The 26,921-nt window shown below is 71.4% G+C and carries 20 protein-coding genes; 8 read left to right on the top strand and 12 right to left on the bottom strand.

Features of this window, described 5'->3' with window-relative positions; translation table 11 throughout:
- Window positions 1-27 precede the first annotated feature (27 nt).
- Window positions 28-711: a GntR family transcriptional regulator gene (locus ACZ4NB_RS02705; protein ID WP_399145920.1), complete on the top strand. Its 684-nt coding sequence runs from the start codon at window positions 28-30 to the stop codon at window positions 709-711.
- Window positions 708-2,063 (top strand): MFS transporter, encoded by a 1,356-nt coding sequence (locus ACZ4NB_RS02700; RefSeq protein ID WP_467657842.1) that lies wholly within the window; start codon window positions 708-710, stop codon window positions 2,061-2,063. The genes ACZ4NB_RS02705 and ACZ4NB_RS02700 overlap by 4 nt, the downstream gene beginning before the upstream one ends.
- Window positions 2,064-2,132: 69 nt before the next feature.
- Here ACZ4NB_RS02700 and ACZ4NB_RS02695 read toward each other — a convergent pair whose 3' ends face one another.
- Both ACZ4NB_RS02695 and ACZ4NB_RS02690 read right to left on the bottom strand, forming a co-directional pair.
- On the bottom strand, window positions 2,133-2,957 hold the full coding sequence (locus ACZ4NB_RS02695) for a maleylpyruvate isomerase family mycothiol-dependent enzyme (protein WP_467657841.1): 825 nt from the start codon (window positions 2,955-2,957) through the stop codon (window positions 2,133-2,135).
- A 151-nt stretch (window positions 2,958-3,108) separates the two neighbouring features.
- Complete coding sequence (locus ACZ4NB_RS02690) at window positions 3,109-3,639, bottom strand: LURP-one-related/scramblase family protein (protein ID WP_467657840.1); 531 nt, start codon at window positions 3,637-3,639, stop codon at window positions 3,109-3,111.
- Between the two features lie 64 nt (window positions 3,640-3,703).
- On the opposite strand from ACZ4NB_RS02690, the gene ACZ4NB_RS02685 reads away from it, so the two are divergent.
- The gene (locus ACZ4NB_RS02685) at window positions 3,704-5,512 is read left to right on the top strand and encodes an NHL domain-containing thioredoxin family protein (protein WP_467657838.1); all 1,809 of its coding nucleotides are present in this window, start codon (window positions 3,704-3,706) and stop codon (window positions 5,510-5,512) included.
- Window positions 5,513-5,563: 51 nt separating this feature from the next.
- Here ACZ4NB_RS02685 and ACZ4NB_RS02680 read toward each other — a convergent pair whose 3' ends face one another.
- From ACZ4NB_RS02680 to ACZ4NB_RS02650, 7 genes are all read right to left on the bottom strand, one after another.
- Entirely contained in the window at window positions 5,564-6,220 is a 657-nt protein-coding gene (locus ACZ4NB_RS02680; RefSeq protein ID WP_467657837.1) for a DUF4232 domain-containing protein, read from the bottom strand.
- A 149-nt stretch (window positions 6,221-6,369) separates the two neighbouring features.
- Complete coding sequence (locus ACZ4NB_RS02675; protein ID WP_467657836.1) at window positions 6,370-6,999, bottom strand: hypothetical protein; 630 nt, start codon at window positions 6,997-6,999, stop codon at window positions 6,370-6,372.
- 177 nt (window positions 7,000-7,176) lie between these two features.
- A complete protein-coding gene (locus ACZ4NB_RS02670) occupies window positions 7,177-7,968 on the bottom strand; it encodes a hypothetical protein (protein WP_467657834.1) in 792 nt (263 codons plus the stop codon).
- Between the two features lie 124 nt (window positions 7,969-8,092).
- Entirely contained in the window at window positions 8,093-8,884 is a 792-nt protein-coding gene (locus ACZ4NB_RS02665; protein ID WP_467657833.1) for a DUF4232 domain-containing protein, read from the bottom strand.
- A gap of 183 nt (window positions 8,885-9,067) precedes the next feature.
- Entirely contained in the window at window positions 9,068-11,086 is a 2,019-nt protein-coding gene (locus ACZ4NB_RS02660; RefSeq protein ID WP_467657832.1) for an AfsR/SARP family transcriptional regulator, read from the bottom strand.
- A 1-nt stretch (window position 11,087) separates the two neighbouring features.
- On the bottom strand, window positions 11,088-12,383 hold the full coding sequence (locus tag ACZ4NB_RS02655; protein WP_467657831.1) for a M18 family aminopeptidase: 1,296 nt from the start codon (window positions 12,381-12,383) through the stop codon (window positions 11,088-11,090).
- A gap of 280 nt (window positions 12,384-12,663) precedes the next feature.
- Entirely contained in the window at window positions 12,664-14,490 is a 1,827-nt protein-coding gene (locus ACZ4NB_RS02650; protein ID WP_467657829.1) for an acyl-CoA dehydrogenase, read from the bottom strand.
- A gap of 167 nt (window positions 14,491-14,657) precedes the next feature.
- Between ACZ4NB_RS02650 and ACZ4NB_RS02645 the strand changes: the two genes are divergently transcribed.
- From ACZ4NB_RS02645 to ACZ4NB_RS02635, 3 genes are all read left to right on the top strand, one after another.
- Window positions 14,658-15,131: an SseB family protein gene (locus ACZ4NB_RS02645; RefSeq protein ID WP_030411509.1), complete on the top strand. Its 474-nt coding sequence runs from the start codon at window positions 14,658-14,660 to the stop codon at window positions 15,129-15,131.
- Between the two features lie 130 nt (window positions 15,132-15,261).
- The gene (locus ACZ4NB_RS02640; RefSeq protein WP_467657828.1) at window positions 15,262-16,215 is read left to right on the top strand and encodes a pirin family protein; all 954 of its coding nucleotides are present in this window, start codon (window positions 15,262-15,264) and stop codon (window positions 16,213-16,215) included.
- Between the two features lie 106 nt (window positions 16,216-16,321).
- Window positions 16,322-17,476 (top strand): AI-2E family transporter, encoded by a 1,155-nt coding sequence (locus tag ACZ4NB_RS02635; protein WP_467657827.1) that lies wholly within the window; start codon window positions 16,322-16,324, stop codon window positions 17,474-17,476.
- Here ACZ4NB_RS02635 and ACZ4NB_RS02630 read toward each other — a convergent pair.
- Entirely contained in the window at window positions 17,398-19,569 is a 2,172-nt protein-coding gene (locus ACZ4NB_RS02630) for a SpoIIE family protein phosphatase (protein WP_467657826.1), read from the bottom strand. The two genes, ACZ4NB_RS02635 and ACZ4NB_RS02630, sit on opposite strands and share 79 nt — an antisense overlap.
- A 278-nt stretch (window positions 19,570-19,847) precedes the next feature.
- Between ACZ4NB_RS02630 and aspS the strand changes: the two genes are divergently transcribed.
- Together aspS and ACZ4NB_RS02620 are read left to right on the top strand one after the other, a co-directional pair.
- Window positions 19,848-21,611 (top strand): aspartate--tRNA ligase, encoded by a 1,764-nt coding sequence (aspS, locus tag ACZ4NB_RS02625; protein ID WP_467657824.1) that lies wholly within the window; start codon window positions 19,848-19,850, stop codon window positions 21,609-21,611.
- A 145-nt stretch (window positions 21,612-21,756) separates the two neighbouring features.
- The gene (locus ACZ4NB_RS02620) at window positions 21,757-23,502 is read left to right on the top strand and encodes a hypothetical protein (protein WP_467657823.1); all 1,746 of its coding nucleotides are present in this window, start codon (window positions 21,757-21,759) and stop codon (window positions 23,500-23,502) included.
- 101 nt (window positions 23,503-23,603) lie between these two features.
- Here ACZ4NB_RS02620 and metG read toward each other — a convergent pair whose 3' ends face one another.
- Together metG and ACZ4NB_RS02610 are read right to left on the bottom strand one after the other, a co-directional pair.
- Complete coding sequence (gene metG / locus ACZ4NB_RS02615) at window positions 23,604-25,319, bottom strand: methionine--tRNA ligase (RefSeq protein WP_467657822.1); 1,716 nt, start codon at window positions 25,317-25,319, stop codon at window positions 23,604-23,606.
- Between the two features lie 52 nt (window positions 25,320-25,371).
- Window positions 25,372-26,850, bottom strand: a complete 1,479-nt coding sequence (locus ACZ4NB_RS02610; RefSeq protein ID WP_467658212.1) for an MFS transporter — start codon at window positions 26,848-26,850, stop codon at window positions 25,372-25,374.
- Window positions 26,851-26,921: the final 71 nt, after the last annotated feature.

Below are 26,921 nucleotides of genomic sequence, written 5' to 3'. Positions count from 1 at the left end.
CATACCTGTTGTATCTATCCTGTGCGCATGCCCTCCGCGTCCGCACCCACCGCCCCCGCCACCGAGCCCGCCGCCAAGCAGCCGCCCGCCGCCGAGCGGGTCTATGCGCACATCAAGGACGCCGTCCTGGACCGCCGCTACGAGGGCGGGATGCTGCTCACCGAGGGTGAGCTGGCCGACGCGGTGGGGGTCTCGCGCACACCGGTGCGCGAGGCGCTGCTGCGCCTGGAGGTCGAGGGGCTGATCAAGCTCTATCCGAAGAAGGGCGCGCTGGTGCTCCCGGTCTCCGCACAGGAGATCGCCGATGTCGTCGAGACCCGGCTGCTGGTGGAGAAGCACGCCGCGGCCAAGGCGGTGCCCGCCGGCGAGCCGCTGATCGGTGAGCTGACCGAGCTGCTGGAGACGATGCGGGAGCAGGCCGCGGCCGGCGATCTGGCCGCCGTCTCCGTCACCGACCGCGCCTTCCACGCCGCCATCGTGCGCAGCGCCGGCAACCAGATCCTGGACCGGCTCTACGAGCAGCTGCGCGACCGCCAGCTGCGGATGGGCGTCGCGGTGATGCACGCCCACCCCGACCGGATCGCCAAGAACATCGCCGAGCACGCGGAGATCCTTCAGGCGCTGCGCGCCGGTGACGCGGCCGCTGCGACCGACGCCGTGCACCGCCACGTCAGCTGGGTCCGCAACCTCGCGCAGGGGGACGTGCGATGAGCGACGGCACCGGCGGACCGGCGAGCGCCGGCGGCTCCGGAATAGGCGGCGGCCCCGTCCGCCCGCTGCTGACGGACCCGCCCGGCGGCCGTAAGGCCATGGCGGTCTGGGGCATCGGCGTCGCGGTCTACTTCGTCGCGATCACCTACCGTACGAGCCTCGGCGTGGCCGGCCTGGACGCCGCCGAGCGCTTCCACATCAACGCCTCGGCGCTGTCGACGTTCTCCATCCTCCAGCTGCTGGTCTACGCGGGGATGCAGATACCCGTCGGCCTGATGGTCGACCGGCTCGGCGCCAAGAAGGTGCTGACCCTCGGCGTCGTGCTCTACACCCTCGGCCAGTTCGGCTTCGCGCTCTCCGCGTCGTATCCGATGGCGCTCGGCTCGCGTGCGCTGCTCGGCTGCGGTGACGCGATGACCTTCATCAGCGTGCTGCGGCTGGGCGCCCGCTGGTTCCCGTCCCGCCGGGGCCCGATGATCGCGCAGATCGCCGCGCTCGTCGGGATGGCGGGCAACCTGGTCTCCACACTCGTCCTCGCCCGCTTCCTGCACACCTTCGGCTGGACCCCGACGTTCGCCGCCAGTGCGGCCGGCGGCGTCCTCGTGCTGATCGTGCTGCTGCTCTTCCTCAAGGACCACCCGGAGGGCTTCGAGCCGCCGCCGGCGCCCGCCGAGCACTCCGGCGCCGGGTTCGTGCGCCGGCAGATCGCGGACGCCTGGCGGGAGCCGGGCACCCGGCTGGGGATGTGGGTGCACTTCACCACCCAGTTCCCGGCGATGGTGTTCCTGCTGCTGTGGGGCCTGCCGTTCCTCGTCGAGGCGCAGGGCCTGTCCCGCGGCACCGCCGGTGAGCTGCTCACCCTCGTGGTGCTCTCCAACATGGCGGTGGGGCTGGTCTACGGCCAGGTCATCGCCCGCCACCACGCCGCACGTATGCCGCTCGCCCTGGGCACCGTCGGTGCCACCGCCCTGATGTGGGCGATCGTGCTGTCCTGGCCGGCCGATCACGCGCCGATGTGGCTGCTGATCGCGCTGTGCGCGGTACTGGGGGCCTGCGGTCCGGCCTCGATGATCGGTTTCGACTTCGCCCGGCCTGCCAACCCGCCCGAGCGCCAGGGCACCGCCTCCGGCATCGTCAACATGGGCGGCTTCACCGCGTCGATGACGACCCTGCTGGCCGTCGGAGTCCTGCTGGACGCGACCGGCGACAACTACCGGATCGCCCTCGCCTCGGTCTTCGTCCTGGAGGCGGTGGGCGTCTGCCAGATCCTGCGGCTGCGCGGAAGCGCTGCACGGCGCGAGCGCGAGCGGCTGGTCGTCAGCCGGGTCGAGGCGGTCCACGTCCCGGCGTGAGGTGGTGGCGGGGGCTGTTTCACGTGAAACGACACCGCCGGGACGCCCCCGCCCTTCTCCCGGTCTGCGCTACGGCGTGACCGCGAAGTTGCTCAGGATCGCCTCGGCCAGCTCAGCGTCACCGTCGATCTTGACCTGGTCGGCGACGGCCGCAGGCCGGACCCGGCCGCAGGCCAGCTGGTGGAAGGCGTCCCAGTCCAGGGCGAACGTCACGGTCGGGCCGAGGGAGACGCTGCCGTCGATCGTGGCCTTGCCGTCGGCGCCCACGCGGACCGTGCGCAGGAACTCCAGCGGTCCGCTGACATCGAAGACCACCGCCGAATCGGCGGGCGCCTGGGCCCTCTTGGCGACGACGCCGGGCAGCACCTTCACCAGCAGATCGCGCGTGACATGCGCGCCGGGGGAGTCGAGATTGCCGGGCTTGCCCAGCGCCCGGCGCAGGTCCTGCTCATGGACCCAGACGTCGAACGCCCGCTGCTGCAGCACGAATTCCAGCGACCGCTCCTCGCCGAGCGGGCTGCGCACCACGGCGTCCGGCTGACGGGATTCGTTGCGCAGCTGCCGGGAGCGGCGGATCACGGTGTATTCGAGCTCGCTGACCATCTCCGGCCCGGTGTGGTGCCGGCGGACGTCGACCTGCACCTCCATGCGGCGCGCCGACTCGCTGCGCACGTGGTAGAGGTCGCGCGGCAGCGTGTGGATCGGCCGTGGGTCGCCCAGCATCTCGCATTCCAGGCCGATGACGTGGGAGACCACATCGCGCACGGACCATCCTGGGAGGTCCGTCGCCCTGTTCCACTCGCCCTCGACGAGCGGAGTCACCAGCTCGGTTATCGCTTCTATGGAGTGAGTCCAGGCATCGATGGAGGACTGAAGGCTGGGATGGACGGTCACGGGACCCCTCGGACGGTTCGTACGCGGGCTGCTGTCTGTGCAGTTAAGTTACGCTGCGCACGGGCACCCCGGCAGTGCTTTCGGGTGACCATCGTAGGCCGATGTGCCACGGCCGTTGAGGGCCGCGGCGCACGGTTTCGGCGCCCGCGGCTCAGTCCTCCCCGCGCTCCCGCTCCGCCAGCCGGATCACACAGACCGCGATGGCGATCAGCAGCGCCGGATCCGCGTCGTCCCGTACGACATTGACCGCATACGTGTCGCGGACGGTCAGCCAGCGCCGCGAGATCTCGGCGAGCAGCTCGCCGTCGTACTCGATCGCGAACTCGCGGTCCAGGATCTTGCCGCTGACGTCCAGCTGGGTGCCGTCCACCAGCTCGACGCGGAAGTGGTTGCGCAGCAGAGAAAGCCGCTTGCGCCTGATCGTGGCCAGCGTCGCGTCGTCCCGCTCGATCGTCATGGTGTCGCGCAGGGCCAGCACCTTCTTGCGGATGGTGATCAGCACCCGCCGCTCGGGGTCCTTCAGCTCGAAGGTCTCCCGCAGCCGCAGTGCCTTGCCGTCCACGAGGAAGGCGTGTCGCCCGTGTTCGTCCTCGATCCAGTAGTCGTCGCCGATGCCGAAGATCCGGTCGCGTACGAGGTACTTGTGGGAGCGCGGGGGCTGCGCCCCGGGGTGTCGCTGCATGGCTGAGGTGTTCCCCGGTGCCCCTGCGGAATGTGCGGGCACCGGAGTGACGTTGAATGTCCACATGGCTTCACGTGCGCGCGTCCGGGCCCCCGAGCTGATCGGCAAGGGCGGCTGGCTGAACACCGGAAACAAGGATCTGACCCTCTCCGACCTGCGGGGACGCATTATCGTCCTGGATTTCTGGACGTTCTGCTGTGTGAACTGTCTGCATGTCCTGGACGAGCTGCGGGAGCTGGAGGAGCGGCATCGCGACACGGTCGTGATCATCGGTGTGCACTCCCCGAAGTTCGTGCACGAGGCCGAGCACCAGGCCGTGGTGGACGCCGTCGAGCGCTACGGCGTCGAGCACCCGGTGCTGGACGATCCCGAGCTCGCCACCTGGAAGCAGTACGCGGTCCGGGCCTGGCCGACGCTGGTGGTGATCGACCCCGAGGGGTATGTCGTCGCCCAGCACGCCGGCGAGGGCCATGCGCACGCCATCGCGGGGCTCGTCGAGGAGCTGGAGGCCGAGCACGAGGCGAAGGGCACGCTGCGGCGCGGCGACGGCCCCTATGTGCCGCCGGAGCCGGTCGCCACCGATCTGCGCTTCCCCGGCAAGGCGGTACGGCTGCCGGACGGCGGCTTCCTCGTCTCGGACACCACCCGCCACCAGCTGGTGGAGCTGGCGGCGGACGGCGAGCGGGTGCTGCGCCGGATCGGCAGCGGCGAACGCGGACTGACGCCGGACTCCTTCAACGAGCCGCAGGGCCTGGCGCTGCTGCCCGACGGGCGGGTGGCCGTGGCGGACACCGTCAACCACGCCATCCGCGTCTTCGATCCCGCGACCGGCGCGCTGACGACCGTGGCCGGCACCGGCAAGCAGTGGTGGCAGGGCTCACCGACCTCGGGACCGGCCCGCGAGGTGGCGCTCTCCTCGCCCTGGGACCTCGCCTGGTGGCAGGACCGGCTGTGGATCGCGATGGCCGGGGTGCACCAGCTGTGGACGTACGACCCGGCCACCGGCACGGTCGAGGTCGCGGCCGGCACGACCAACGAGGGCCTGGTGGACGGCCCGGCGGCCGAGGCATGGTTCGCCCAGCCGTCCGGGCTCGCGGCGGCCGGCGACCGGCTGTGGATCGCGGACTCGGAGACCAGCGCGGTCCGCTGGGCGGAGCCCGCCGAAGACGGTGACGGCTGTGTCATCCGTACGGCCGTCGGCACCGGCCTGTTCGACTTCGGGCACCGCGACGGCGCCGCCGACCAGGCGCTGCTGCAGCATCCGCTGGGCGTGACCGCGCTGCCCGACGGCTCGGTCGCCGTCGCGGACACCTACAACCACGCGCTGCGCCGCTACGACCCCGCGAGCGGCGAGGTGACGACGCTGGCGACGGATCTGCGCGAGCCGTCCGCCGCGGTCCTCGTCGACGGCGACATCGTCGTGGTGGAGTCGGCGCGGCACCGGCTGACCCGGCTGCGGCTGCCCGAGGAGGCGGTCCGCGTCGAGTCGGTGGCGCATCGCACCCAGCGCGCGGCGACCGCGGTCGCCCCGGGCGCGCTGCGGCTGGAGGTGGTCTTCCAGGCCCCCGCGGGCCAGAAGCTCGACACCCGCTACGGCCCCTCGACCCGGCTGCTGGTGAGCGCGACCCCGCCGGAGCTGCTCGCCGAGGGCGCGGGTGCGGGCACCGACCTCGCCCGGGATCTGGTGCTGGCGGACGGGGTGACCGAGGGCGTACTGCATGTCTCGGCGATGGCGGCGTCCTGCGACGACGCCCCGGACGTCGAGTACCCCGCCTGCCATGTGCACCAGCAGGACTGGGGCGTTCCGGTCGAGGTCGCCGAGGGCGGGGCGGCCCGGCTGGGGCTCGTCCTGGCGGGGCTGGACGCCGAGTAGCCGGCGGCGGGGGCCGGCATGGCCCCCGCCACGGTCGGCGACCGCCGCCGGTCAGTGACCGGTATTGGTCTTGAGCTCGGCCAGCTTGTCGGACAGGTACCAGTCGCCGACCTTGGCGGTCTTGCCGACGGACGGCAGGCTGGCGTACTGCGAGAAGTTGACGGTGGTCGACAGACCGCGCTGGGTGGGCTCGCCGGCGTTCATGAAGCCGATCTTCACCAGCTTCTGCTTGCTGCCCTTGTCCGCGGCGTTGGTGGTGGGGATGCTCGCGTAGGCGTCCCCGCGCGCCGGGACCTCGATCCGCTGGGAGTCGCCGAACGACGGCGGGCCCTCGAAGTAGCCCAGGGGCTGCTTGGCGGTGCCGAAGTACAGCATCGGCGAGTTGTAGAGGTAGCAGGAGCGGCTCTTGCTGTTGTGGTACTTCACGATCACGTGGCTCGGGTTGGTCCGCGTGGTGAACTTGAAGTCCGCCGAGGTGCCGGTGGTGCAGTAGGTCGGCTTGCGCGACGCCGCTCCCGCGCCTGCTCCCGCCGCGGCCGCACCGCCACCGATGATCTTGCGCTTCTTGCTCTTGGAGGACGAGGAGGAGGACTTCTTCGACTTCTTCGAGGAGTGGCTGTTGCAGCCGGTCAGCGCGAGCGAACCGGCCAGCCCGAGGGCCAGCGCGGCGTACGCGGCGGAGCGGCGGCGGAAGCGGCGTGCGGTCATGGGTGGGTCCCCCAGTGGGTCACTGCGATCAATGCGGCGTGTCTGTCATGGCACGGCCACGATATCGACTGCGGTCCGGTACGCCAGGGCGGGTTCGCCCGGCGGGGTGGTGGTGCGGCGTCGCCGCAGGTCAGATGGGTCGGGAGGGCTCAAGATCCGTTCGGGCAGCTGGGCAGCGGGGTGTTTTCGAGCTGTTCGGGACGGATGCGGATGCCGGGTACCCACATCTGTTTCCCGGCGTGATCCACCCGGAACCAGATGCTGCTGTGCCCGCCCACCTCGTCGGTGACGGTCACCCCGTTGGCGACCCGGCACAGCGCGCGCGGCACATCGCCGTGCCAGACGTGGCCCACGACATTGGAGCGCCGGTAGACCCGGTAGGGGTCGCGGGCCAGGGCGAGCGCGCAGTTCTCTGTGCGCCGGTGCTGACAGGCGCGTTCGACGTTGTGGACGGTGATCTCGGCGGACGCGGTGCCCTTCGCCCCGGACTGTGTGCCCCGTGCACCGGTGCCATCGGCGTCCGGTGAGTCGCCGGACGAGGTCAGCGCCGGCACCCGTTCGTCGGGCAGGCTCTGGCCGCGCAGATAGCGCGACAGGGACGAGCGGCTGGCGGGCAGCCGTCCCTCCAACTCCTTGAGGCTGTAGCCGAGTTCACCGTGCATCCGGCGCAGTGCGGCGACGAAGTCCCTTGCCGGACCGGAGAGTTCGTCGGGAAGGGGGGACAGGGGCTTGCGGCGGGAGTTAGCGGCGTGGTTCTGATTGCCAGGCACGTCCCGCATTCCAGCACAGCGGACATGCGCGCGCGAGGGGCACTTCCGCTCCCCTGTGACGGAAGTACCCCTCGTTACACGATCCGGATCGGACCCGGATCGGTTGGTGACGTTTCACGTGAAAGCCGCGCAGGTTTCACGTGAAACAGCGTGCGGTCCTCCGGCGGAACGCCCGCCCGGACCGCGTCAGTCGCCGAACTTCACGGGACGGTAGGGCGTGAACTCGGCGTCACCGCCGGGAAGTCCATAGGTCAGCGTCCGGTGGTCGGTGCCGTGGCCGCCGCGCTGCTCGTAGGCGGTGTACGAGGAGTGCGCGTCGTTGTTCCACTTCTCGAAGATCACCACATGCCGGTTGTTGTTGTCGCCGGCCGCGTCGATGAGCAGGTCACCGGGCTTGAGTTCACCCAGCGGGACGGGCCGGGTGAGGCTGCGGTTGGTGGCCAGGCCCACGGTGTTGGTGCCGGGCGTCGGCAGTCCGAGCGCCATCGACGCATAGCCGGAGCAGTCCTGGCGGTAGCCGTCCTTCCAGACCTTGGCCTGGCTGTAGGGCACCTGGGCGCCGTTGTCGGCGGTCAGCCAGGTGGCGGCGCGGTGGAGCGCCTCCTCGCGGGAACCGCCGGACTGCGGCTGCCCGCCACCGCCCTGGACCGGTACGCCCGGCAGCCGGTCCTGCGGGATGTCCACCGCGACCACGCTGAGGAAGCCGGTGACCGGGCCGGTGAGGTGCGCCATGTACGTCGAGCAGGCGTGGCCCTCGCACACCTTGCGGCCGGTGTCGACCTGGTAGTCCGCGGTGATCCGGTCCTGCCCCGGCGCGGTCTTGTTGATCATCCCGACCGATGGCGAGCCGCCGGGCGGTCCGTTCGCGGCGACGGGGACCAGCGTGGAGCGGGGTGCGGCGGCCGGCCGGAGGGTCTTCGTCCCATGGGACGTCCCGGGCCTGAGCACGGCTGTGACCTGCGCAGACGTCAACGTCATGGGACAGGGCGGGCCGTCGGGCGGGATATGACGGGACGGCGGGCAGGCGAAAGGGCGCCCGCTGGGGGATGCGGGCGCCCTGGTCCTGGGGAGGTCTCGCCGGAGGCGGCTCGGTGGAGCCGACTCACCAAGCGGTCGCCTCGCGCGGGTTCGCCTGCCAGTACGTCACCCACGCGCTGTCGTCGACGTACACCGAGCCGCCCGGGAGCGCCACCTGCGCGGCGCCGCCGACGCTGCCCTTGCCGTCGCGGCCCGGAAGGCCGACGGACAGGCCGGTCGCGGTGTGGCCGTTGCGGCCGGAACCGTCGGCGGAGGAGGTCAGCACACCGGCGTAGCCGGACTCGCCGGGGGCGAGGGTGACCAGGCCCTGCGGCTTGCTGTCCGGCAGTTCTGCGAGCGGGGACTGCGCCTGGCCGAACCGCAGATTCGGTGCGTAGTAGAGGTCGCAGGTGGCGCCGGAGGTGTTGGTGGCGACCAGCAGCAGATGGTTGACCGGCTCCTTGAGCGGCTGGGCGACGATCCGCACCGCGGCAGCGTCGCAGGCGCTGTGCCGGACGGTGCCGCCGCTGCCGCCCCGGCCCGCGCCGCCGGTCCCGGCGCCCGACCCGGCCCCGCCGCGCCCCGCGGACGCCTGCTCCGCGACGCCGCCGTCGGGCCGGGCACCGCCGCCCTGCGCGGAGCCGTCGCCCCCCGGCGCCGGCTGCTCGCCCGCCGCGGCTCCCGGGCCCTCGGCGGTCCGGAGCGCCGGGTTGAACGGTTTGGCCGCGCTGGTCTGGAGCGGGTTGTCCTGGCCACCGCAGGCGGTGAGGGAGAGCGCGGCGACGGCGGTCAGGCCGGCCGCGGCGGTCCGGAGCGTACGGCGACGGAGGCCACGGGACGTGCGCGGGCTGCTGAGGTGGTCCTGGCTGCGCGGCATGGTCGGTCTCCCCCGGGCGGCGGTCTGGTGCGGTCGGTCCTGCGAGCTGTCCACCACACTGCCGTCCGCCGCTGCCGTGCCACTAACGTGCGCCTAACGTCCTCGCACGTGAGGCGGGGTGCGCACCGCTCAGCGGCGCCCGTCCCCCTAGGGCCTGTCCGATGGGTCGGGGTCGGACAGGCCCTAGTCGCCGGAGCCGCCGCGGTCCTCCGCACCGCCCTTTCCGCCCTCCCCGCGCTCGTCCCGCGCGAAGAGCTGGGTCAGCGTGCTGATCGTGTAGACGTCGGTGGCTTCCTCGTCCACCAGATGCATCTCGGCGAGCCGGTCCAGCCCGTCCTGGGTGCGCTCCTGGTCGTACCCCGCCAGGGCCGCCGCCACGGAGGCGTTGAGGTGCCCGTCGGCGCTGGTCGCCAGCGCCCTGAGCAGCCGTGCGTCGTCCGCCGACAGCCGGGCGACGGACATCCGCAGCGCCGCCGCCATGCCGGTGTCCTCCGCCGACAGCAGCGCCAGCCGCCGCCGTTCGTCGCGCAGCGCCGCGGCGAGCCGGGCCAACCGCCAGCGGGGGCGGGCGGTGAGCTGCGCGGCCGCGGCCCGCAGCGCCAGCGGCAGACCCTCGCACAGGTCGACCAGTTCGCGGGCGGCGGTTGGATCCTCGGCCACTCGCTCCGGGCCGAGCATGGCGCCGAGCAGCGCCGCGCCCTCCTCGTGTCCCAGCGCCTGCAGCCCGACCGGCCGGGCCCAGTCGGTGGCGACCAGGCCGTCGAGCCGACTGCGGCTGGTGACGACCGTGGCGCAGTGCGCGCCTCCGGGCAGCAGCGGCCGTACCTGCGCCGAGCTGCGGGCATTGTCCAGGACGACCAGCAGTCGGCGTTCGGCGACCAGCGACCGGAACAGCGCCGAGGCGGCCTGCGCCGAGCCGGGCACCCGCTCGGGAGGGGTGCCGAGCGCCAGCAGGAAGTCGCGCAGGATCTCGGCCGGCGGCGCCTCGTCGCCCTCGCCGAAGCCGCGCAGGTCGGCGAAGAGCTGGCCGTCGGGGAAGGCACTGGCGTACAGATGCGCCCACTGCACGGCGCAGGCCGTCTTACCGACGCCGGCCGGTCCCGCGACCACGGCGAGCGGGCTCTCACCGGTCGTACGGTCCGTCAACACCTCGGTCAGATAGCCCAGTTGCGCCTCCCGGCCCAGGAACCGGGCCGGCGCCCGGGGCAGCAGGCGCGGCGCCGCACCGGCCCGCCCCGAGGTGGGACCGGAGCCCGAGCCGGGCCGCGCACCGTCCCGAGCGCCGTCGGCCGGGTCCGCGGAGGTGCCCTTCGCATCGGACCCTCCGGCCGTGCCGGTGTTCTGTGCGGGCAGCGGCCCACCGGGGCCGTGTTTCACGTGAAACACCGGTGCGCCCTGGGAGTCGTCACCCGTCCTGTGTGCGCCCGCCGCGGGCTGGGCGGCCTTACGCCCGCCACCCGCCGCCTCTGCCCGCAGGATCTCCTCGTAGGCCCCGCGCAGCCGCTCGCCCGGGTCGACGCCCAGCTCTTCGTTGAGCAGCCGCCGGGTGCGGTGGAACCACTCCAGCGCGTCGGACTGCCGGCCGGTACGGAACAGTGCCCGCATCAGCTCGGCGATCAGCCCTTCCCGCAAGGGGTGGTTGACGGCCGCGGAGTAGAGGATCGCGGCGGCCTGCTCATGCTCGCCGAGCGTGCCGTGGGCGCGTCCCAGCGCCTCCACCGCGGTCAGCCGGCGCTCCTCCAGGGCGTGCGCCGCGGCCGCGAACGGCGGGCTGGTGACCGTGCCGGTCAGTGCGGGCCCGCGCCACAGCCCCAGCGCCTCGCGCAGCAGCGGTACGGCGTCGGCCGGCGCCGCCTCGGGGCGTGCCAGCGTCACCAGCTCACCGAACCGGTGGGCGTCGATCAGCTCCTCCGGCAGCCGCAGCAGATAGGCCGAGCCGTGCGTGGTCAGCTCGATGCCGTAGGTCTGCGCCCCGCCCTCGGCGAGCGTGGCGCGCAGCCGTGAGACATGCCCCTGGACGACCGTGCGGGCATGCTCGGGCGGCTCGTCCTCCCACAGGGAGTCGATCAACTGCTCCAGTGGAACGGTGGTGTTGGGTTGCAGCAACAGCAGCGCCAGCACACTGCGCCGTTTGGCGGGCCCGAGCGACAGCTCTCCGGAGCCGGTCGTCACGGCGATCGGGCCGAGCAGTGAGAATTCCAACTCAGCCCTCCAGGAAGGCCGTCAGGGCATTCGCCAGCAGGTAGGGGTCCTCGGCGCCGCACAGCTCGCGCGCCGAGTGCATGGACAGGATCGCCACGCCGATGTCGACCGTCGCGATGCCGTGCCGGGCCGCGGTGATGGGTCCGATCGTGGTGCCGCACGGCATCGAGTTGTTGGAGACGAAGCTCTGCCACGGCACATCGGCGCGCTCGCAGGCGGCCGCGAAGACCGCCCGCCCGCTGCCGTCCGTCGCATAGCGCTGATTGACGTTCACCTTCAGGATCGGCCCGCCGTTGGGCATCGGGTGGTGTCCCGGCTCATGCCGTTCACTGTAGTTGGGGTGCACGGCGTGACCGGTGTCCGACGACAGGCAGATCGTGCCGGCGAAGGCGCGCGCCCGGTCCTCGTACGAGCCGCCGCGGGCGAACACCGAGCGCTCCAGCACCGTGCCGAGCAGCGGGCCGTCCGCGCCGGTGTCGGACTGGCTGCCGTTCTCCTCGTGGTCGAAGGCGGCCAGCACCGGGATGCTGTTCAGCGCGCCGCCGGCGGCGGCCGCGGCGGTCAGCGCGGCCGTACCGGCGTGCACGGACAGCAGGTTGTCCATCCGGGGGCCGGCGACCAGCTCGCGGTCGCGGCCCAGATAGGACGGTGGCTCGATGCTGTGGACCATCAGGTCCCAGCCCTTGATGTCCTCGGCCGGTACGCCGGTCTCCTCGGCGACGAAAGCGATCAGATCGCCCTCGGCCACCTCGCCCAGGCCCCAGATCGGTGTCATATGGCGCTGCTTGTCCAGCTTCAGGCCCTCGGAGTTCACCGAGCGGTCGAGGTGCACCGCCAACTGGGGTACCCGCAGCAGTGCCCGGTCGACGTTGACCAGACGGTTGCTGCCGTCCCGCAGCGTCACCCGTCCGCTGAGCCCCAGATCGCGGTCGAGCCAGGTGTTGAGCAGGGTGCCGCCGTAGATCTCCACGGCGATCTGCCGCCAGCCGCGGGCGCCGGTGTCGGGAATCGGTTTGACCCGCAAATTGGGAGAGTCGGTGTGAGCCCCCACAATTCGGTACGGCGTCGCGGCGCTCGCGCCCTCCGGCACGTACCAGGCGATGATCGCGCCGCCGCGCAGCACGTACTTCCCGCCGCTCTCGCCGTCCCAGGCGTCGACCTCCGCGACCTGCCGGAAACCGGCCTTCTCCAGCCGCTCCGCTGCGTTGGCGACCGCGTGGTAGGGCGACGGACTGGCGGCTAGGAAGGACATCAAGTCGTCGGTGTGGCCGCGATCGAAGCGGGCGGAGTTGGTCATGGATTCAGCATAAGGAGCAAGGCCCCGCATTCCCCGTGCGCGTGCGACGTGACTCCGCTCCCTTCCGGCCAGGATTTCCGCATTCCACGCCGGAAACCGCACTGGAGTGAACGATTCCGGCCGTCCGGGCGGCCGCACCCGCGGTCCGGGCCGCGCGGGTGGCGCCCGGCGGACATGACGGAGCCCGCCTCTCCGGGGGAAGAGAGGCGGGCTCCGTCAGTCTGAACGGTGAATCTGAGAGACCTCTAAGAACGCCGCGGACCGGTCGCGGACGGCGCTCTTAGAACGCGGCCTCGTCCAGCTCCATCAGCGACTGGTCGACGGACTCGGCCAGCTGCCGCTGCACGGCGACGCCCGGCAGGACGTTGTGTGCGTAGAACTTCGCCGCGGCGATCTTGCCGGCGTAGAACGCCTTGTCCTTGGAGGAGGCGTCCGCCAGCTTGGCGCTCGCCACCGCCGCACCCTTCAGCAGCAGGTAGCCGATGACGACATCGCCCGAAGCCAGCAGCAGGCGCGAGGTGTTCAGGCCGACCTTGTAGATGGACTTGACGTCCTTCTCCGTGGCGGCGAGGTCGGTCAGCATGGCGCCGACGATCGCCTCCAGGTCGGCGGCGGCCTTGCCCAGCTCGCCGCGGGCCTGCTCCAGCTCCGCGCCGCCGGTGGCCTCGGCCAGGAACTTCTTGATCTCCTCGGCGAGGGTGTTCAGCGCCTGGCCCTGGTTGCGGACGATCTTCCGGAAGAAGTAGTCCTGGCCCTGGATGGCGGTGGTGCCCTCGTAGAGGGTGTCGATCTTGGCGTCCCGGATGTACTGCTCGATCGGGTACTCCTGCAGGTAGCCGGAGCCACCGAAGGTCTGCAGGGACTGCGCCAGCTGCTCGTAGGACTTCTCCGAGCCGTAGCCCTTGACGATGGGCAGCAGCAGGTCGTTGAGCGCGTGCAGCTCCGAGACGTCCTCGCCCGCGGCCTCCTTGAGGGCGATGGAGTCCTGGACGGAGGCGGTGTACAGCACGAGGGCGCGCATGCCCTCCGCGTACGCCTTCTGCGTCATCAGCGAGCGGCGCACGTCGGGGTGGTGGGTGATGGTGACCTTCGGCGCGCTCTTGTCCATGAAGTTCGCCAGGTCCGGACCCTGGACGCGCTCCTTGGCGTACTCCAGCGCGTTGAGGTAGCCGGTCGACAGCGTCGCGATGGCCTTCGTGCCGACCATCATCCGGGCGAACTCGATGATGCGGAACATCTGGCGGATGCCGTCGTGCTTGTCGCCGATCAGCCAGCCCTTGGCGGGGTGCTGGTCGCCGAACGTCATCTCACAGGTGTTGGAGGCCTTCAGGCCCATCTTGTGCTCGACGTTCGTCGCGTACACGCCGTTGCGCTCGCCCAGCTCGCCGGTCTCCCAGTCGAAGTGGTACTTCGGCACGAGGAAGAGGGACAGGCCCTTGGTGCCCGGACCGGCACCCTCGGGGCGGGCGAGGACGTAGTGGAGGATGTTCTCCGACATGTCGTGCTCACCGGACGTGATGAAGCGCTTGACGCCCTCGATGTGCCAGGAGCCGTCCTCCTGCTCCACGGCCTTGGTGCGGCCGGCGCCCACGTCCGAACCGGCGTCCGGCTCGGTGAGGACCATGGTGGAGCCCCACTGCTTGTCCACGGCGATCTGGGCGACCTTCTTCTGCGCCTCGTTGCCCTCGGAGTGGAGGATGCCGGCGAAGGCGGGGCCGGAGGAGTACATCCACACGGCCGGGTTCGAGCCGAGGATCAGCTCCGCGTAGGACCAGATCAGCGTGGCCGGAGCGGTGGTGCCGCCGATCTCCTCGGGCAGGCCCAGGCGCCAGTACTCGGAGTCCATGAAGGCCTGGTAGCTCTTCTTGAAGGAGTCCGGGATCGGTGCGGTGTTGGTCTCGGGGTCGAAGACCGGGGGGTTGCGGTCGGCGTCGACGAAGGAGTCGGCCAGCTCGTTCTCGGCGAGACGGGCGAGCTCGGACAGCACGCTCTTGGCGGTGTCGGCATCCATCTCCGCGAACGGTCCGGTGCCGTACACGCTGTCACGGCCGAGCACCTCGAAGAGGTTGAACTCGATGTCGCGGAGATTCGACTTGTAGTGGCCCATGGGTACGGCTCCGTAAGGGTTCGGGAGAGGGCCCCAAGGGAGGGACCTCAGACGCAATACCGGCTAGTAGTCAAATGATGCTACCCGCGGGTAATAAGAATCAACCCCTTCCGCCCATCTGTGACGAGCGTCCCCCGGCGATTGCCCGACTCAGTACGCTGTGGCGCATGTACGGCTACGACCAGAACGCGGGTGCCGGGCAGCAGTACGGTGCGCCACCGCCCCCGCCGCAGCAACCGGCCCCCGGGGGCTATGGCGAGCAGCCGCTGTATCCCGAGCCGTCGCCGCCCTCGCTCGCCGACGCGGTGCGGGCCTTCACCACCGGCTCGATGTCGGCCGAGGACTTCCAGGGCATCTTCTCCACGTCCAAGGTCTATTGTCCCCGCGGTGACAACCCCGGCTTCCTGGCGCTGCACAACACCCAGCAGCCGGTGATCCCGATGTTCACCTCGCTCAAGGAGCTGCGGCGGTACGCGGGCAAGGAGTCCAAGTACTTCGTGATCACCGGCGCCGAGGTGCTGGACCTGCTGCCGACCGGTTACGGGTTCGTCCTCGATATGGAGGGCGATCACCGGATGGTCTTCGACGCCAAGGCCGTGGAGCAGATGGTCGACTTCGCGATGCGGCGGATGTACGGCTGACGGCGGCCGCCCGCACCCCGTCGATCCTCTTTCGTACCGGCTTTCACCTGCGCAAACGCGGGTGGGAATGCCGCACGCCTTGCAGGTTGTTCAGGATTCAACTAAGTTTTGAGCGACCGAGGAGGCCGTCATGCCCGCAGTGACCGTTGAGAACCCGCTGACCCTGCCGCGTGTGGCGGCACCCGCCGAGGCACACCCCCGTCCCGTGCTGGCCGTCGCCACCGCGCCGAGCGGGTTCGAGGGCGAGGGCTTCCCGGTGCGCCGGGCCTTCGCCGGCATCGACTACAAGTACCTCGACCCGTTCATCATGATGGACCAGATGGGCGAGGTGGAGTACGCGCCGGGAGAGCCCAAGGGCACGCCCTGGCACCCGCACCGCGGCTTCGAGACCGTCACGTATCTGATCGACGGCACCTTCGTGCACCGTGACTCGCACGGTGGCGGCGGCGTCATCAACGACGGCGACACCCAGTGGATGACGGCCGGCTCCGGTCTGCTGCACATCGAGGCGCCGCCGGAGTCGCTGGTGATGTCCGGCGGCCTCTTCCACGGCCTCCAGCTGTGGGTGAACCTCCCCAAGAGCGACAAGATGATGGCCCCCCGCTACCAGGACATCGGCGGCGGCCGGGTCAAGCTGCTGACCTCCGGCGACGGCGGTGCGCTGCTGCGGCTGATCGCCGGTGACCTCGACGGCCACCAGGGGCCGGGCATCACCCACACCCCGATCACGATGATGCATGTGACGCTGAGCCCGGGCGCCGAGCTGACCCTGCCCTGGCGCAAGGACTTCAACGCCCTCGCCTACGGCCTGGCGGGCCGCGGCTCGGCCGGTGCGGAGGGTCGCCCGTTCCGTATGGGGCAGTCGGTCGTCTTCGGGACCGGAGACTCGATCACCATCCGGGCGGACGAGTCCCAGGAGTCGCGCAGCCCGAACTTCGAGGTGGTGCTGCTGGGCGGGCGGCCGATCCGCGAGCCGATGATGCACTACGGCCCGTTCGTGATGAACACCCACGCCGAGCTGGCCCAGGCATTCGAGGACTTCCAGGCCGGCCGGCTCGGCACGATCCCGGCGGGCGAGCACTGACGCCTCGTCGGATGCGCTGATGGGCCGGGGCGGTGTTTCACGTGAAACACCGCCCCGGCTCGTTCCACGCCCGCTCAGGGGCCGTTCGCCGTGGTGGACTGTCCGGGTGCGAAACGACTCGGATCAAGACTCGCGCGGCGCCGAGGGCGAACGGCCGCCGCCCGGCAAGCCGTTGCTGCCGATCGAGGCCCGCCGCGCCGCGGCCTGGTGCGGGGTGCTGCTGCTGATCGTGGCCGTGCTGGCCCTCGGGGTGTGGCTGTGCGTCGTCCTGAGCGCCGCGGTCACGCCCGTGCTGCTGGCACTGCTCGGCAGCGCGCTGCTCGGGCCGCTCTACCGGCGGCTGGTGGCGATGAAGCTCAACCGCTCGCTGGCGGCCGGGCTGACCTGCGCGGTCCTGGTGGTGGTGGTCGGCGGTGCCGGATACATCGTCGTCAGCGCGCTGGTGGACACCGGCGACCAGATCATCGCCTCCCTCAAGGACGCGGCCAAGGGCCTCTCCCAGCACTTCGGTACGGCCGGCACCTCGCTGGACGACCTCGCCTCCAACGCCAAGGGACTGGTCACCAAGTTCGGAGGCACCGCGGCCTCCGGGGTACTGGCGGGCGTCAGCATCGTCGGCCAGTTCATCGCCGCCTCGGTGCTCGCCCTGCTGCTGACCTTCTTCTTCCTGCGCGACTCCGACAAGGCCGTACGCGCCCTGCACGACTGGGCGCCCGGCAGGTCCGCACCCCAGCTGGAGCGGATGGCCCGCCGCGGCTTCCAGTCCATCGAGGGCTTTATGCGCGGCACCACCTTCATCGCGCTGATCGACGCCATCTGCATCACCGTCGGACTGCTGATCCTCCAGGTGCCGGGCGCCGTCGGGCTGGGTGCGCTGGTCTTCGTCGGCGCCTATATCCCCTACCTCGGTGCGTTCATCTCGGGGGCGGTGGCGATCCTGGTGGCGTTCGCGGACCGCGGCTTCGTGATCGCGCTGTGGGCGCTCGGCGTCGTCCTGGCGGTGCAGGTGCTGGAGGGCCATGTGCTGCAGCCGATGATCCAGAGCCGCACGGTCCAGATGCACCCGGCGAGCGTGATGCTGGCGATCACCGCGGGCGCCAGCGTCGGCGGCATCCTCGGCATGCTGCTGTCCGTCCCGCTGACCGCGGCCGCCACCGGTGTGCTGCACGAACTGCGCAAGCACTACGCGGCGGGCTCGGACTCCGACTCCGACGCGGGCTCCGGCGACACCGGGCCGACCGGGGCCCCCGCGTCCTCGTAGAGCTCGAACCACGTCGACTTGCCGTCCCCGCGCGGATCCACGCCCCAGGCCCCGGCCAGCAGCTCCAGCAGCACCAGCCCGCGCCCCGAGGATGCCAGCTCGCCGGGGCTGCGGCGGTGCGGCAGCTCATCGCTGCTGTCGGAGACGTCGACGCGGATCCGCCGGGCGCCTGGGGGGCCGGAGATCTCGGCGACCAGCAGCGCATCGCCGTCGGTGTGCATCAGCACATTGGTGACGACCTCGGAGACCATCAGCACCGCCGAGTCGACCTGGTCGGCGTCGGCCCAGTCGTGCAGTACGTCGCGGACCTGCCGGCGCGCCTCGGCTATCCGCTGCGGCTCGGCCTGGGCGACGGCGAGCACGGTGCGCCGAACGGCCTGCCGGGCCGACGGGCCGCCGGCGCCCACCCCGCAGCCGGCGGTCTCGCGGCTCAGCAGCAGTACGGCGATGTCGTCCTCGCGGCGGTCCACCAGCGGTCCGGTGGTGTGGTGCGAGGAGGGGCCGTGCACGGCCTGGACCAGGGCGTCGGCCAGCCGCTCCAGGCTCTCGTCGCCCGCACCGACCTCATGCGCCTCGATGATGCCGCGCAGCCGGGCCCAGCCGGTCTCCAGGTCGTGGCCGCCGGTCTCGATCAGCCCGTCGGTGCACACCACCATGGTCTCTCCGGGCTCCAGGACGAGCCGGGTGGTGGGGTAGTCGGTGTCCGGGACGATGCCCAGCGGCAGCCCGCCCGCGGTGGGCCGCACCAGCATCGTGCCGTCGCTCAGGCGGATCGCCGGATCCGGGTGGCCGGCCCGCGCGATGTCCAGCAGCCCGGTCGCCGGGTCCACCTCGATGTAGAGGCAGGTCGCGAAGCGCTGGTCCTCGCCGTTGCCGTGCAGCGCGGTCTCGTTGATCCCGGCCAGGAAGCGGGAGGCGCGCGAGAGCACCGCATCGGGATGGTGGCCCTCGGAGGCGTAGGCGCGCAGGGCGATCCGCAGCTGCCCCATCAGGCCCGCGGCCCGGACGTCATGGCCCTGGACATCCCCGATGACCAGCGCGATCCGCCCGGACGGCAGCGGGATCATGTCGTACCAGTCGCCGCCGACCTCCAGCCCGCCGCCGGTCGGTACATAGCGGGCCGCGACCGTCATCCCCGGGATGTCGGGCTGCACCGTCGGCATCATGCTGCGCTGGAGCCCCAGCGCCAGCTCCTGCTGCTCCTCCTGCACACCGGCCCGGGCCAGCGCCTGGGCCAGCATCCGGGCGACGGTGGTCAGCACCGAGCGCTCGTCGGGCGTGAAGGCCACCGGCTGGACGAACCCCGCCATCCAGGCGCCGATCGTCCGGCCCGCGTTGACCAGCGGTAGAAACGCCCACGACGTACGGCCGAAGCGGGCGGCCAGCGGCCAGGTGGCCGGGTAGCGGCGCCTGTAGTCCTCGGGGGTGGGCAGATAGATGGCCCGCCCGGTGCGGATGACCTCGGCGGCCGGGTAGTCGGTATCCAGCGCCATGTTGAGGAACGGCTTCTCGTCGCCGGGGCGGTGGCCGTGGTGGCCGATGACCGAGATCCGGTCGCCCTCGATGCCGAAGACCGCCAGGCCGTCGGGCATGAACCCGGGCATGGACAGCCCGGCCGCCACCCGCAGCACCTCGGCCGTGGACCGCGCCTCGGCCAGCGCCCGCCCCGCGTCCAGCAGGAATGCCTCGCGGGAGCGGCGCCAGTCGCCGGTTATCGGGGTGATCGCGGCGGAGGTCCCGGGCTGCGGTTCGGGCACCTCCTGGAGCGTGCCGACCAGTTCGAAGTCGCCGTCGACGACCTGGGGGCGGGCGCGGGTGCGGACGATGCGCTGCACCCGCCCGCGCTCGTCCACGATGCGCAGCCGGGCCTCGGCGAGGGTCTCCTCGGACACCGCGAGCTGGATCACCCCGTTGATCTCGGCGAAGTCGACGGGATGAAAACGGGAGCGCACGGCGGCCTCGCTCAGCTCCGCCGGCTCGGCGGGGAGCCCGAGCAGCCGGGCCGCTTCGGCATCGAGGGTCACCCGTCCCGATGCGTTGTCCCAGCGCCACAGGCCGGTCGCGAGGGCGGACAGGAGGTCCTTGGTGCGCATTGCCTCACTTTATGTGTGTTTGGCGGAGGCCGACCAGCGAGCGGAACGTGACCGTCGTCCCCGCCGGGGGCGCCCGCCCGACCCTGCGAAGCGCTGATGCGTATATGTCAACGAAGGGGCGGGGCCGGGACGGTAACCTGGAGCGGTTATGTCAATCCTGGGGTGGCCTTTCGGGTGACCGCCGGGGAGAGCGACCGGGTGTGCGAGCCCGTGTTCCGATCCCTCTCCTCCGCTCCCGTCAACTCCTCACCTCGACCTCGCGACGACTTGGATGAGCGATGCACCGGTACCGGTCCCATAACTGCGGCGAGCTCCGAGCCGCGGACGTCGACACGGACGTCCGCCTCAGCGGCTGGCTGCACAATCGTCGTGACCTGGGCGGCATCCTCTTCATCGATCTGCGCGACCACTACGGTCTCGTGCAGCTCGTCGCCCGCCCCGGCACCCAGGCCGCCGAGGCGCTGGACAAGCTGACCAAGGAGACGGTCGTCCGCGTCGACGGCAGGGTCGTCTCGCGCGGCGCCGAGAACGTGAACCCGGAGCTGCCCACCGGCGAGATCGAGATCGAGGCCACCGAGGTCGAGGTCCTGGGCGCGGCCCAGCAGATCCCCTTCACGATCAACGCCGACGACGGCGTCAACGAGGAGCGGCGCCTGGAGTACCGCTTCCTCGACCTGCGCCGCGAGCGGATGCACCGCAACATCATGCTGCGCTCGGCGGTCATCGCGTCCATCCGCCACAAGATGACGACCCTCGGCTTCAACGAGATGGCGACGCCGATCCTCAGCGCCACCTCTCCGGAGGGCGCACGCGACTTCGTGGTGCCCTCCCGCCTCCACCCGGGCAAGTTCTACGCGCTGCCGCAGGCCCCCCAGCAGTTCAAGCAGCTGCTGATGATCTCGGGCTTCGACCGCTACTTCCAGATCGCCCCGTGCTTCCGGGACGAGGACGCCCGTGCCGACCGCTCGCCGGGCGAGTTCTACCAGCTCGACATCGAGATGTCCTTCGTCGAGCAGGAGGACGTCTTCCAGCCGGTCGAGAAGCTGATGACCGAGCTCTTCGAGGAGTTCGGCAACGGCCGCCACGTCACTTCTCCGTTCCCGCGCATCCCGTTCCGCGAGGCGATGCTGAAGTACGGCTCCGACAAGCCGGACCTGCGCGCCCAGCTGGAGCTGGTCGACATCACCGACGTCTTCGCGGACTCGGCGTTCAAGGCCTTCGCCGGCAAGCACGTCCGTGCGCTGCCGGTGCCCGCGGTGCAGGACCAGCCGCGCAAGTTCTTCGACCAGCTCGGCGAGTACGCGATCCAGCACGGTGCCAAGGGCCTGGCCTGGGTGCGCGTCGGTGCGGACGGCGCGCTGACCGGCCCGATCGCCAAGTTCCTGACCGAGGAGAACGTCAAGGTGCTCACCGAGCGCCTCGGCCTGGAGGAGGGCCACGCGGTCTTCTTCGGCGCCGGCGACTTCGACGAGGTCTCCAAGATCATGGGCGCGGTGCGTGTCGAGGCCGCGAAGCGGGCCGGGCACTTCGAGGAGAACGTCTTCCGCTTCTGCTGGATCGTCGACTTCCCGATGTACGAGCGGGACGAGGAGACCGGCAAGATCGACTTCTCCCACAACCCCTTCTCCATGCCGCAGGGCGGGATGAAGGACCTGGAGGAGAAGGACCCGCTGGACATCCTGGGCTGGCAGTACGACATCGTCTGCAACGGCGTCGAGCTGTCCTCCGGCGCGATCCGGAACCACGAGCCGGACATCATGATCAAGGCGTTCGAGATCGCCGGCTACGACCGTGACACCGTCGAGGAGAAGTTCGCGGGCATGCTGCGCGCCTTCCGCTTCGGCGCCCCGCCGCACGGCGGGATCGCCCCTGGCGTCGACCGCATCGTCATGCTGCTCGCGGACGAGCCGAACATCCGGGAGACCATCGCCTTCCCGCTGAACGGCAACGCGCAGGACCTGATGATGGGCGCGCCGACGGAGCTGGAAGAGGTACGGCTCAAGGAGCTGCACCTGAACGTCCGCAAGCCGCAGGTGAAGTAGGCGTCATTCGGCGGGGCCGAGCCTCGTCACAACGGCCCGAGGGCGGTGTTTCACGTGAAACACCGCCCTCGGCGCGTGTGAGTCGGGTGCTCCAACCGCACCACACGTGTGGCCGGGCGCTTGCACCGCACGCAGGGTGGTGCCCATGCAGCATGCCAGCCTCCTCCCCCGTGCGCCCGGCCTCGTCTCACGGCCCCGTACGGCGCACTTCGCCCAGGTCCGCGACCTGCCCTGGCTCATCGCCCTGGCCGTCGTCTTCACCGCCGGCCAGCTCTACCTCGCCCTCACCACGCCCGGCCTGGGATGGGACGAGACGGTCTATGTCAGCCAGGTCGACGCCCACGCCCCGGCCGCGTTCTTCAGTGCCCCGCGCGCCCGCGGCGTCACCCTCCTCCTCGCCCCGGCCGCCTTCCTGACGACATCGGCCACCGCCCTGCACTGCTACCTGGCCGTGCTCTCCGGCGCCGCGTTCCTGCTCACCCTGTGCATCTGGCGGCGTCTGCTGCCCGCCCCCGTGCCGGCGCTGGGCGGTGTGCTGTTCGCCGGTCTGTGGATCACGCTCTTCTACGGCCCGCAGGTGATGCCCAACCTGTGGACCGGCTACGCCGCACTCGTCGCCACGGGCTGCTTCCTGCTGGCCGTACGCCAGCCGGCGGCGCAGCTGGCTCCCCAGGCAGGCCGGGGCGCGGCGATCGGCCTCGCCGCCGCGGTGGCCCTGGCCGCGCTGATGCGCCCTCTGGACGCGGTGTGGCTGGCCCTGCCGCTGTTCGCCGCGGCGGTGTGCGTGCCCGCCTGGCGGCGCTCGACCGTGCTGCTGGCGATCCCGGCCGGTCTGGCCCTCGGATGCGCCGAGTGGGTCGTGGAGGCGTATGTGTCCTACGGCGGGCTGATGGAGCGGCTGCGCCAGGCCGGGGAGATCCAGGGCGGCCTGGGCTGGCACCCGTCCTTCGGCGACCACGCACGGGCGCTGCAGGGAAAGACCCTGTGCCGCCCCTGCGACCTGGACTGGAAGTACCCGTTGACGGCGGGCTGGTGGTTCGTGCTGCCGCTGGCGGTCGCCGGGGCGGTGTGGGCCTCGGCCCGCGCCCGCGAGCCCGGTGGCACGCTGCACCGGTACGGGCCGGTGTGGCCGACGCCGCGCGGGCGCGAGCCCGGCGGTCCCCGCGAGCTGGGCCTGGAGCCCGTACGGATGGACACCTTCGGGCTGCATCCCCTCCGGGTGGTCGGCCTCGGGCTCGACGGCGCGCTGCAGCCGCATACGCCGGTCTGGCCGCCGAGCCTGCGCGACCCCGGCGGCGCACGGCACCGCTACGGTCCGGGCCCCATCGCCCTCCCGGCCCTGGTCGGCCTCTGCCTCGCCGCCCCCTACCTGCTGACGGTGGACTACGCCGCTCCGCGTTTCCTGCTGCCCGCCTACGCGCTGCTGTTCCTGCCCGCCGCGTGGTTCTTGTACTGGCTGACGCTGCTGCCCCGCCGCCGGCACGCTTGGGCGGTGGCCGCGCTGGTCGTCGCGCTGCTCGGCCATCAGGCGGTGCAGCTGGCGATCCTGCACAAGATGCAGGGGGGAACCGTACGCGCACAGGCCGACATCGGCCGGATCGGCGACACGTTGCGCGCCGCCGGGGTACGGCCGCCGTGCGCGGTGAGCGGCGAGGAGGCGGTACGGGTGGCGTACCAGATGGGCTGTGCCTCCCGGCAGCCCGGCGGGCACGACGCCAGCATCACCCCCGCCGGCCTGACCCGGCTGGGCGCCCGCAGTCCCGCCGCCGTCGTCCTCGTCGCCGGCGGGGCGGTGCCGGGCTACGCCCGCGGCTGGCGTCCGGTCCGCCTGCCGCCGACGCCGGGCCTGAAGCGGTTGGACGCCTACGTGTCCCCGGCCGCCCGGCCCTGAGCGGGCGCCGCGCCTCCCGAGGAGCGGCCGCCCCCCGCATACGCGCGCGCCCGCCCGGCCCCAGGGACCGGACGGGCGCGCGTATGCCGTACTCGTCGTGCCTACTGCTCCGCGCCGCCGAAGCGCTCGCGGTAGGACTCCAGGTCCTCTTCGGTGATCTTCGCGAAGAGCACCGGCGGGACCGTGAACGGGACCCCGGCCGGCACGGAGGCCAGCGCCTTCGCCTCGTCCTGGGAGACCCACACCGCGGTGTCGTTCTCCAGCGCGAACGCGCCCCGCATCGCCTTCGCCGTCGTCGGGATGAAGGGCTCGGAGACCACCGCGTAGAGATGGATCAGGTTCATCGCCGTGCGCAGCGTCAGCGCCGCCGCGTCCTTGTCGGTCTTGATCTCCAGCCAGGGGGCCTTCTCCTCCAGGTAGGAGTTGCCCGCGCTCCACAGGGCCCGCAGCGAGGCGGACGCCTTGCGGAACTGCAGGGCCTCCATGTGGCCCTCGTACTCCGCCAGCAGCCCGGCGATCTCCTCGCCCAGCTTCTGCTCCGCGGCCCCGGCCTCGGCGCCCGCGGGCACCTCGTCGCCGAAGCGCTTACGGGAGAACGACAGCACCCGGTTGACGAAGTTGCCGAGCGTGTCCGCCAGGTCCTTGTTGACGGAGGACGCGAAGAGCTCCCAGGTGAAGGAGGTGTCGTCCGACTCGGGGGCGTTGGCCATCAGGAAGTAGCGCCAGTAGTCGGCCGGCAGCAGCTCCAGCGCCGCGTCGGTGAAGATGCCGCGCCGCTGGGAGGTGGAGAACTTCCCGCCGTAGTAGTTGAGCCAGTTGAATGCCTTGAGGAAGTCGACCTTCTTCCAGGGCTCACGGGTCCCCAGCTGCGTGGCCGGGAACATCACGGAGTGGAACGGGACGTTGTCCTTGGCCATGAACTCCGTGTAGCGGACGTCGTCGGCCTCGTACCACCACGACTTCCAGTCGCGGCTGTCCGGGTCGACGTCCGCCCACTCCTTCGTCGAGCCGATGTACTCGATCGGGGCGTCGAACCACACGTAGAAGACCTTGCCCTCGGCCGCCAGCTCCGGCCACACATCGGCCGGCACTGGAACGCCCCAGTCCAGGTCACGGGTGATCGCCCGGTCCTGGAGGCCCTCCGTCAGCCACTTGTGCGCGATGGAGGAGGCGAGCGTCGGCCACTCCTTGCTGCCGTTGCCCTCCAGCCAGCCCTCGACCTCGTGCTGCAGCTTCGACTGGAGCAGGAAGAGGTGCTTGGTCTCGCGCACTTCGAGGTCACCGCTGCCGCTGATCGCCGAGCGGGCGTCGATCAGGTCGGTGGGGTCCAGCACCCGGGTGCAGTTCTCGCACTGGTCGCCGCGCGCCTTGTCGTAGCCGCAGTGCGGGCAGGTGCCGACGATGTAGCGGTCGGGCAGGAAGCGGTCGTCGGTGACCGAGAAGACCTGGCGGATCGCCCGCTCCTCGATGAAGCCGTTCTCGTGCAGCTTGCGCGCGAAGTGCTGGGTCAGCTCGACGTTCTCCTGGGACGAGCTGCGCCCGAAGTGGTCGAATTCCAGGCCGAAGCCCTCGTAGATCGCCTTCTGCTTGTCGTGCTGCTCCGCGCAGAAGGCGTCGACGGACTGGCCCGCCTCCTTGGCCGCCAGCTCCGCGGGCGTGCCGTGCTCGTCCGTCGCGCAGATGTAGAGCACGTCGTGCCCGCGCTGCCGCATATAGCGGGAGTAGACGTCCGCCGGGAGCATGGACCCCACCATGTTGCCCAGGTGCTTGATCCCGTTGATATACGGAAGGGCGCTGGTGATGAGGTGTCGAGCCATTGCCGGCTGCTCCCAAGTCGCTACGGTGAGTGAGGATTTGCTTTACGGAACGTCAATATCGTACTGGACGGGTCGGGGGCTCCGGCGCGGGCTTTTCGGGGAGCGCGGAGGCGCTGCCGGGCGCCGTCACCATCGTCCCGGCGACCAGGGCGGCGACCAGCATGATCACCGACCCGGTCCCGATGGCCGCGGTGAATCCGTGCACCACCCCGTCCTTGACCAGGGCCTCCCGGACCGCCGGGGTGAGCTGGTACCCCCCGCTCCGGCGGGCCGCCTCGGCCAGCCGGTCCGCGAGGTACGCCGCGCTCGCCGACGTGGCGATCGTGTTCAGCAGCGCCGTACCGATCGAACCCCCGACCTGCTGCGCGGTGTTGACCGTCGCGGACGTGACCCCGGAGTCCTGCCGCGCGACCCCCGTCGTGGCCGTCGCCATCACCGGCATGAACGTCAGCCCCATCCCGAGCCCGACGAGGAGTTCCGCCGGCAGGACATGGGAGACATAGGCGGGCTCGGACGTCAGGAACGTCAGCGTGAACAGCCCCGCGGCGGCCAGCAGCGCACCCGGGACCATCAGGAACCGCGGCGGGACGCGGTGCAGCAGCCGCGCCGATATCTGCGTCGACCCGACCACGATCGCCGCCACCATCGGCAGGAAGGCCAGCCCCGCCCTGACCGGTGAATAGCCGAGCACGGTCTGGAAGTAATAGGTCAGGAAGAGGAACATCCCGAACATCGCGATCACCGCCAGCGCCATGGTCAGGAAGGCGCCGCCGCGATTGCGGTCCCGCACGATGTGCAGCGGCAGCAGCGGATGCCGCGCCCGCGTCTGCCACCACGCGAAGACGGCCAGCAGTGCCATGCCTCCCGCCAGCAGGCCCACGACCGGTCCGTCCCCCCACCCCCGCGGCTCCGCCTCGGCGCACCCGTAGACGATCGCCACCAGGCCGCCGCACCCCAGCACGGCACCCGGTACGTCCAGGAAGACCCGCTTCCGTTCCGGCCGGTCCCGCAGGAACACCGCCGCACCCGTGAGGGCGACCAGGGCGACCGGCACATTCACGTACAGACACCAGCGCCAGTTCAGGTACTCGGTCAGCAGCCCGCCCGCGATCAGGCCGATGGCCGCGCCCCCGCCCGCGATGGCCCCGTAGATCCCGAAGGCCCTGCTGCGCTCCCTGCCCCGGGGGAACGTCGTGGTCAGCAGCGACAACGCGGAGGGCGCGAGCAGCGCCGCGAACGCCCCCTGCAGCGCCCGCGCGCCGAACAGCAGCCCGGAGCCGGCCGCCGCTCCGCCCAGCCCCGACGCGACGGCGAACCCCACCAGCCCGATCATGAACGTCCGCTTCCGCCCCACCAGGTCGGCGATCCGCCCGCCGAGCAGCAGCAGTCCGCCGAACGCGAGGGTGTAGGCGGTGATCACCCACTGCCGGTCGGAGTCCGACATCCCCAGATCCCGCTGGGCCGACGGCAGTGCGATGTTCACGATGGTGGCGTCCAGCACCACCATCAACTGCGCCGTCGCGATCACCACCAGCGCCCACCAGCGCCGGGGGTCGGGCGCCGCCGGCGCGGCCCACCTGGGGGTACCGGACCCGGGAGGCG

The sequence above is a fragment of the Streptomyces sp. NPDC026575 genome, assembly GCF_055567415.1.
Note: the sequence above shows the minus strand (reverse complement) of the source record. Positions and strands in the feature narration are given on the sequence as shown.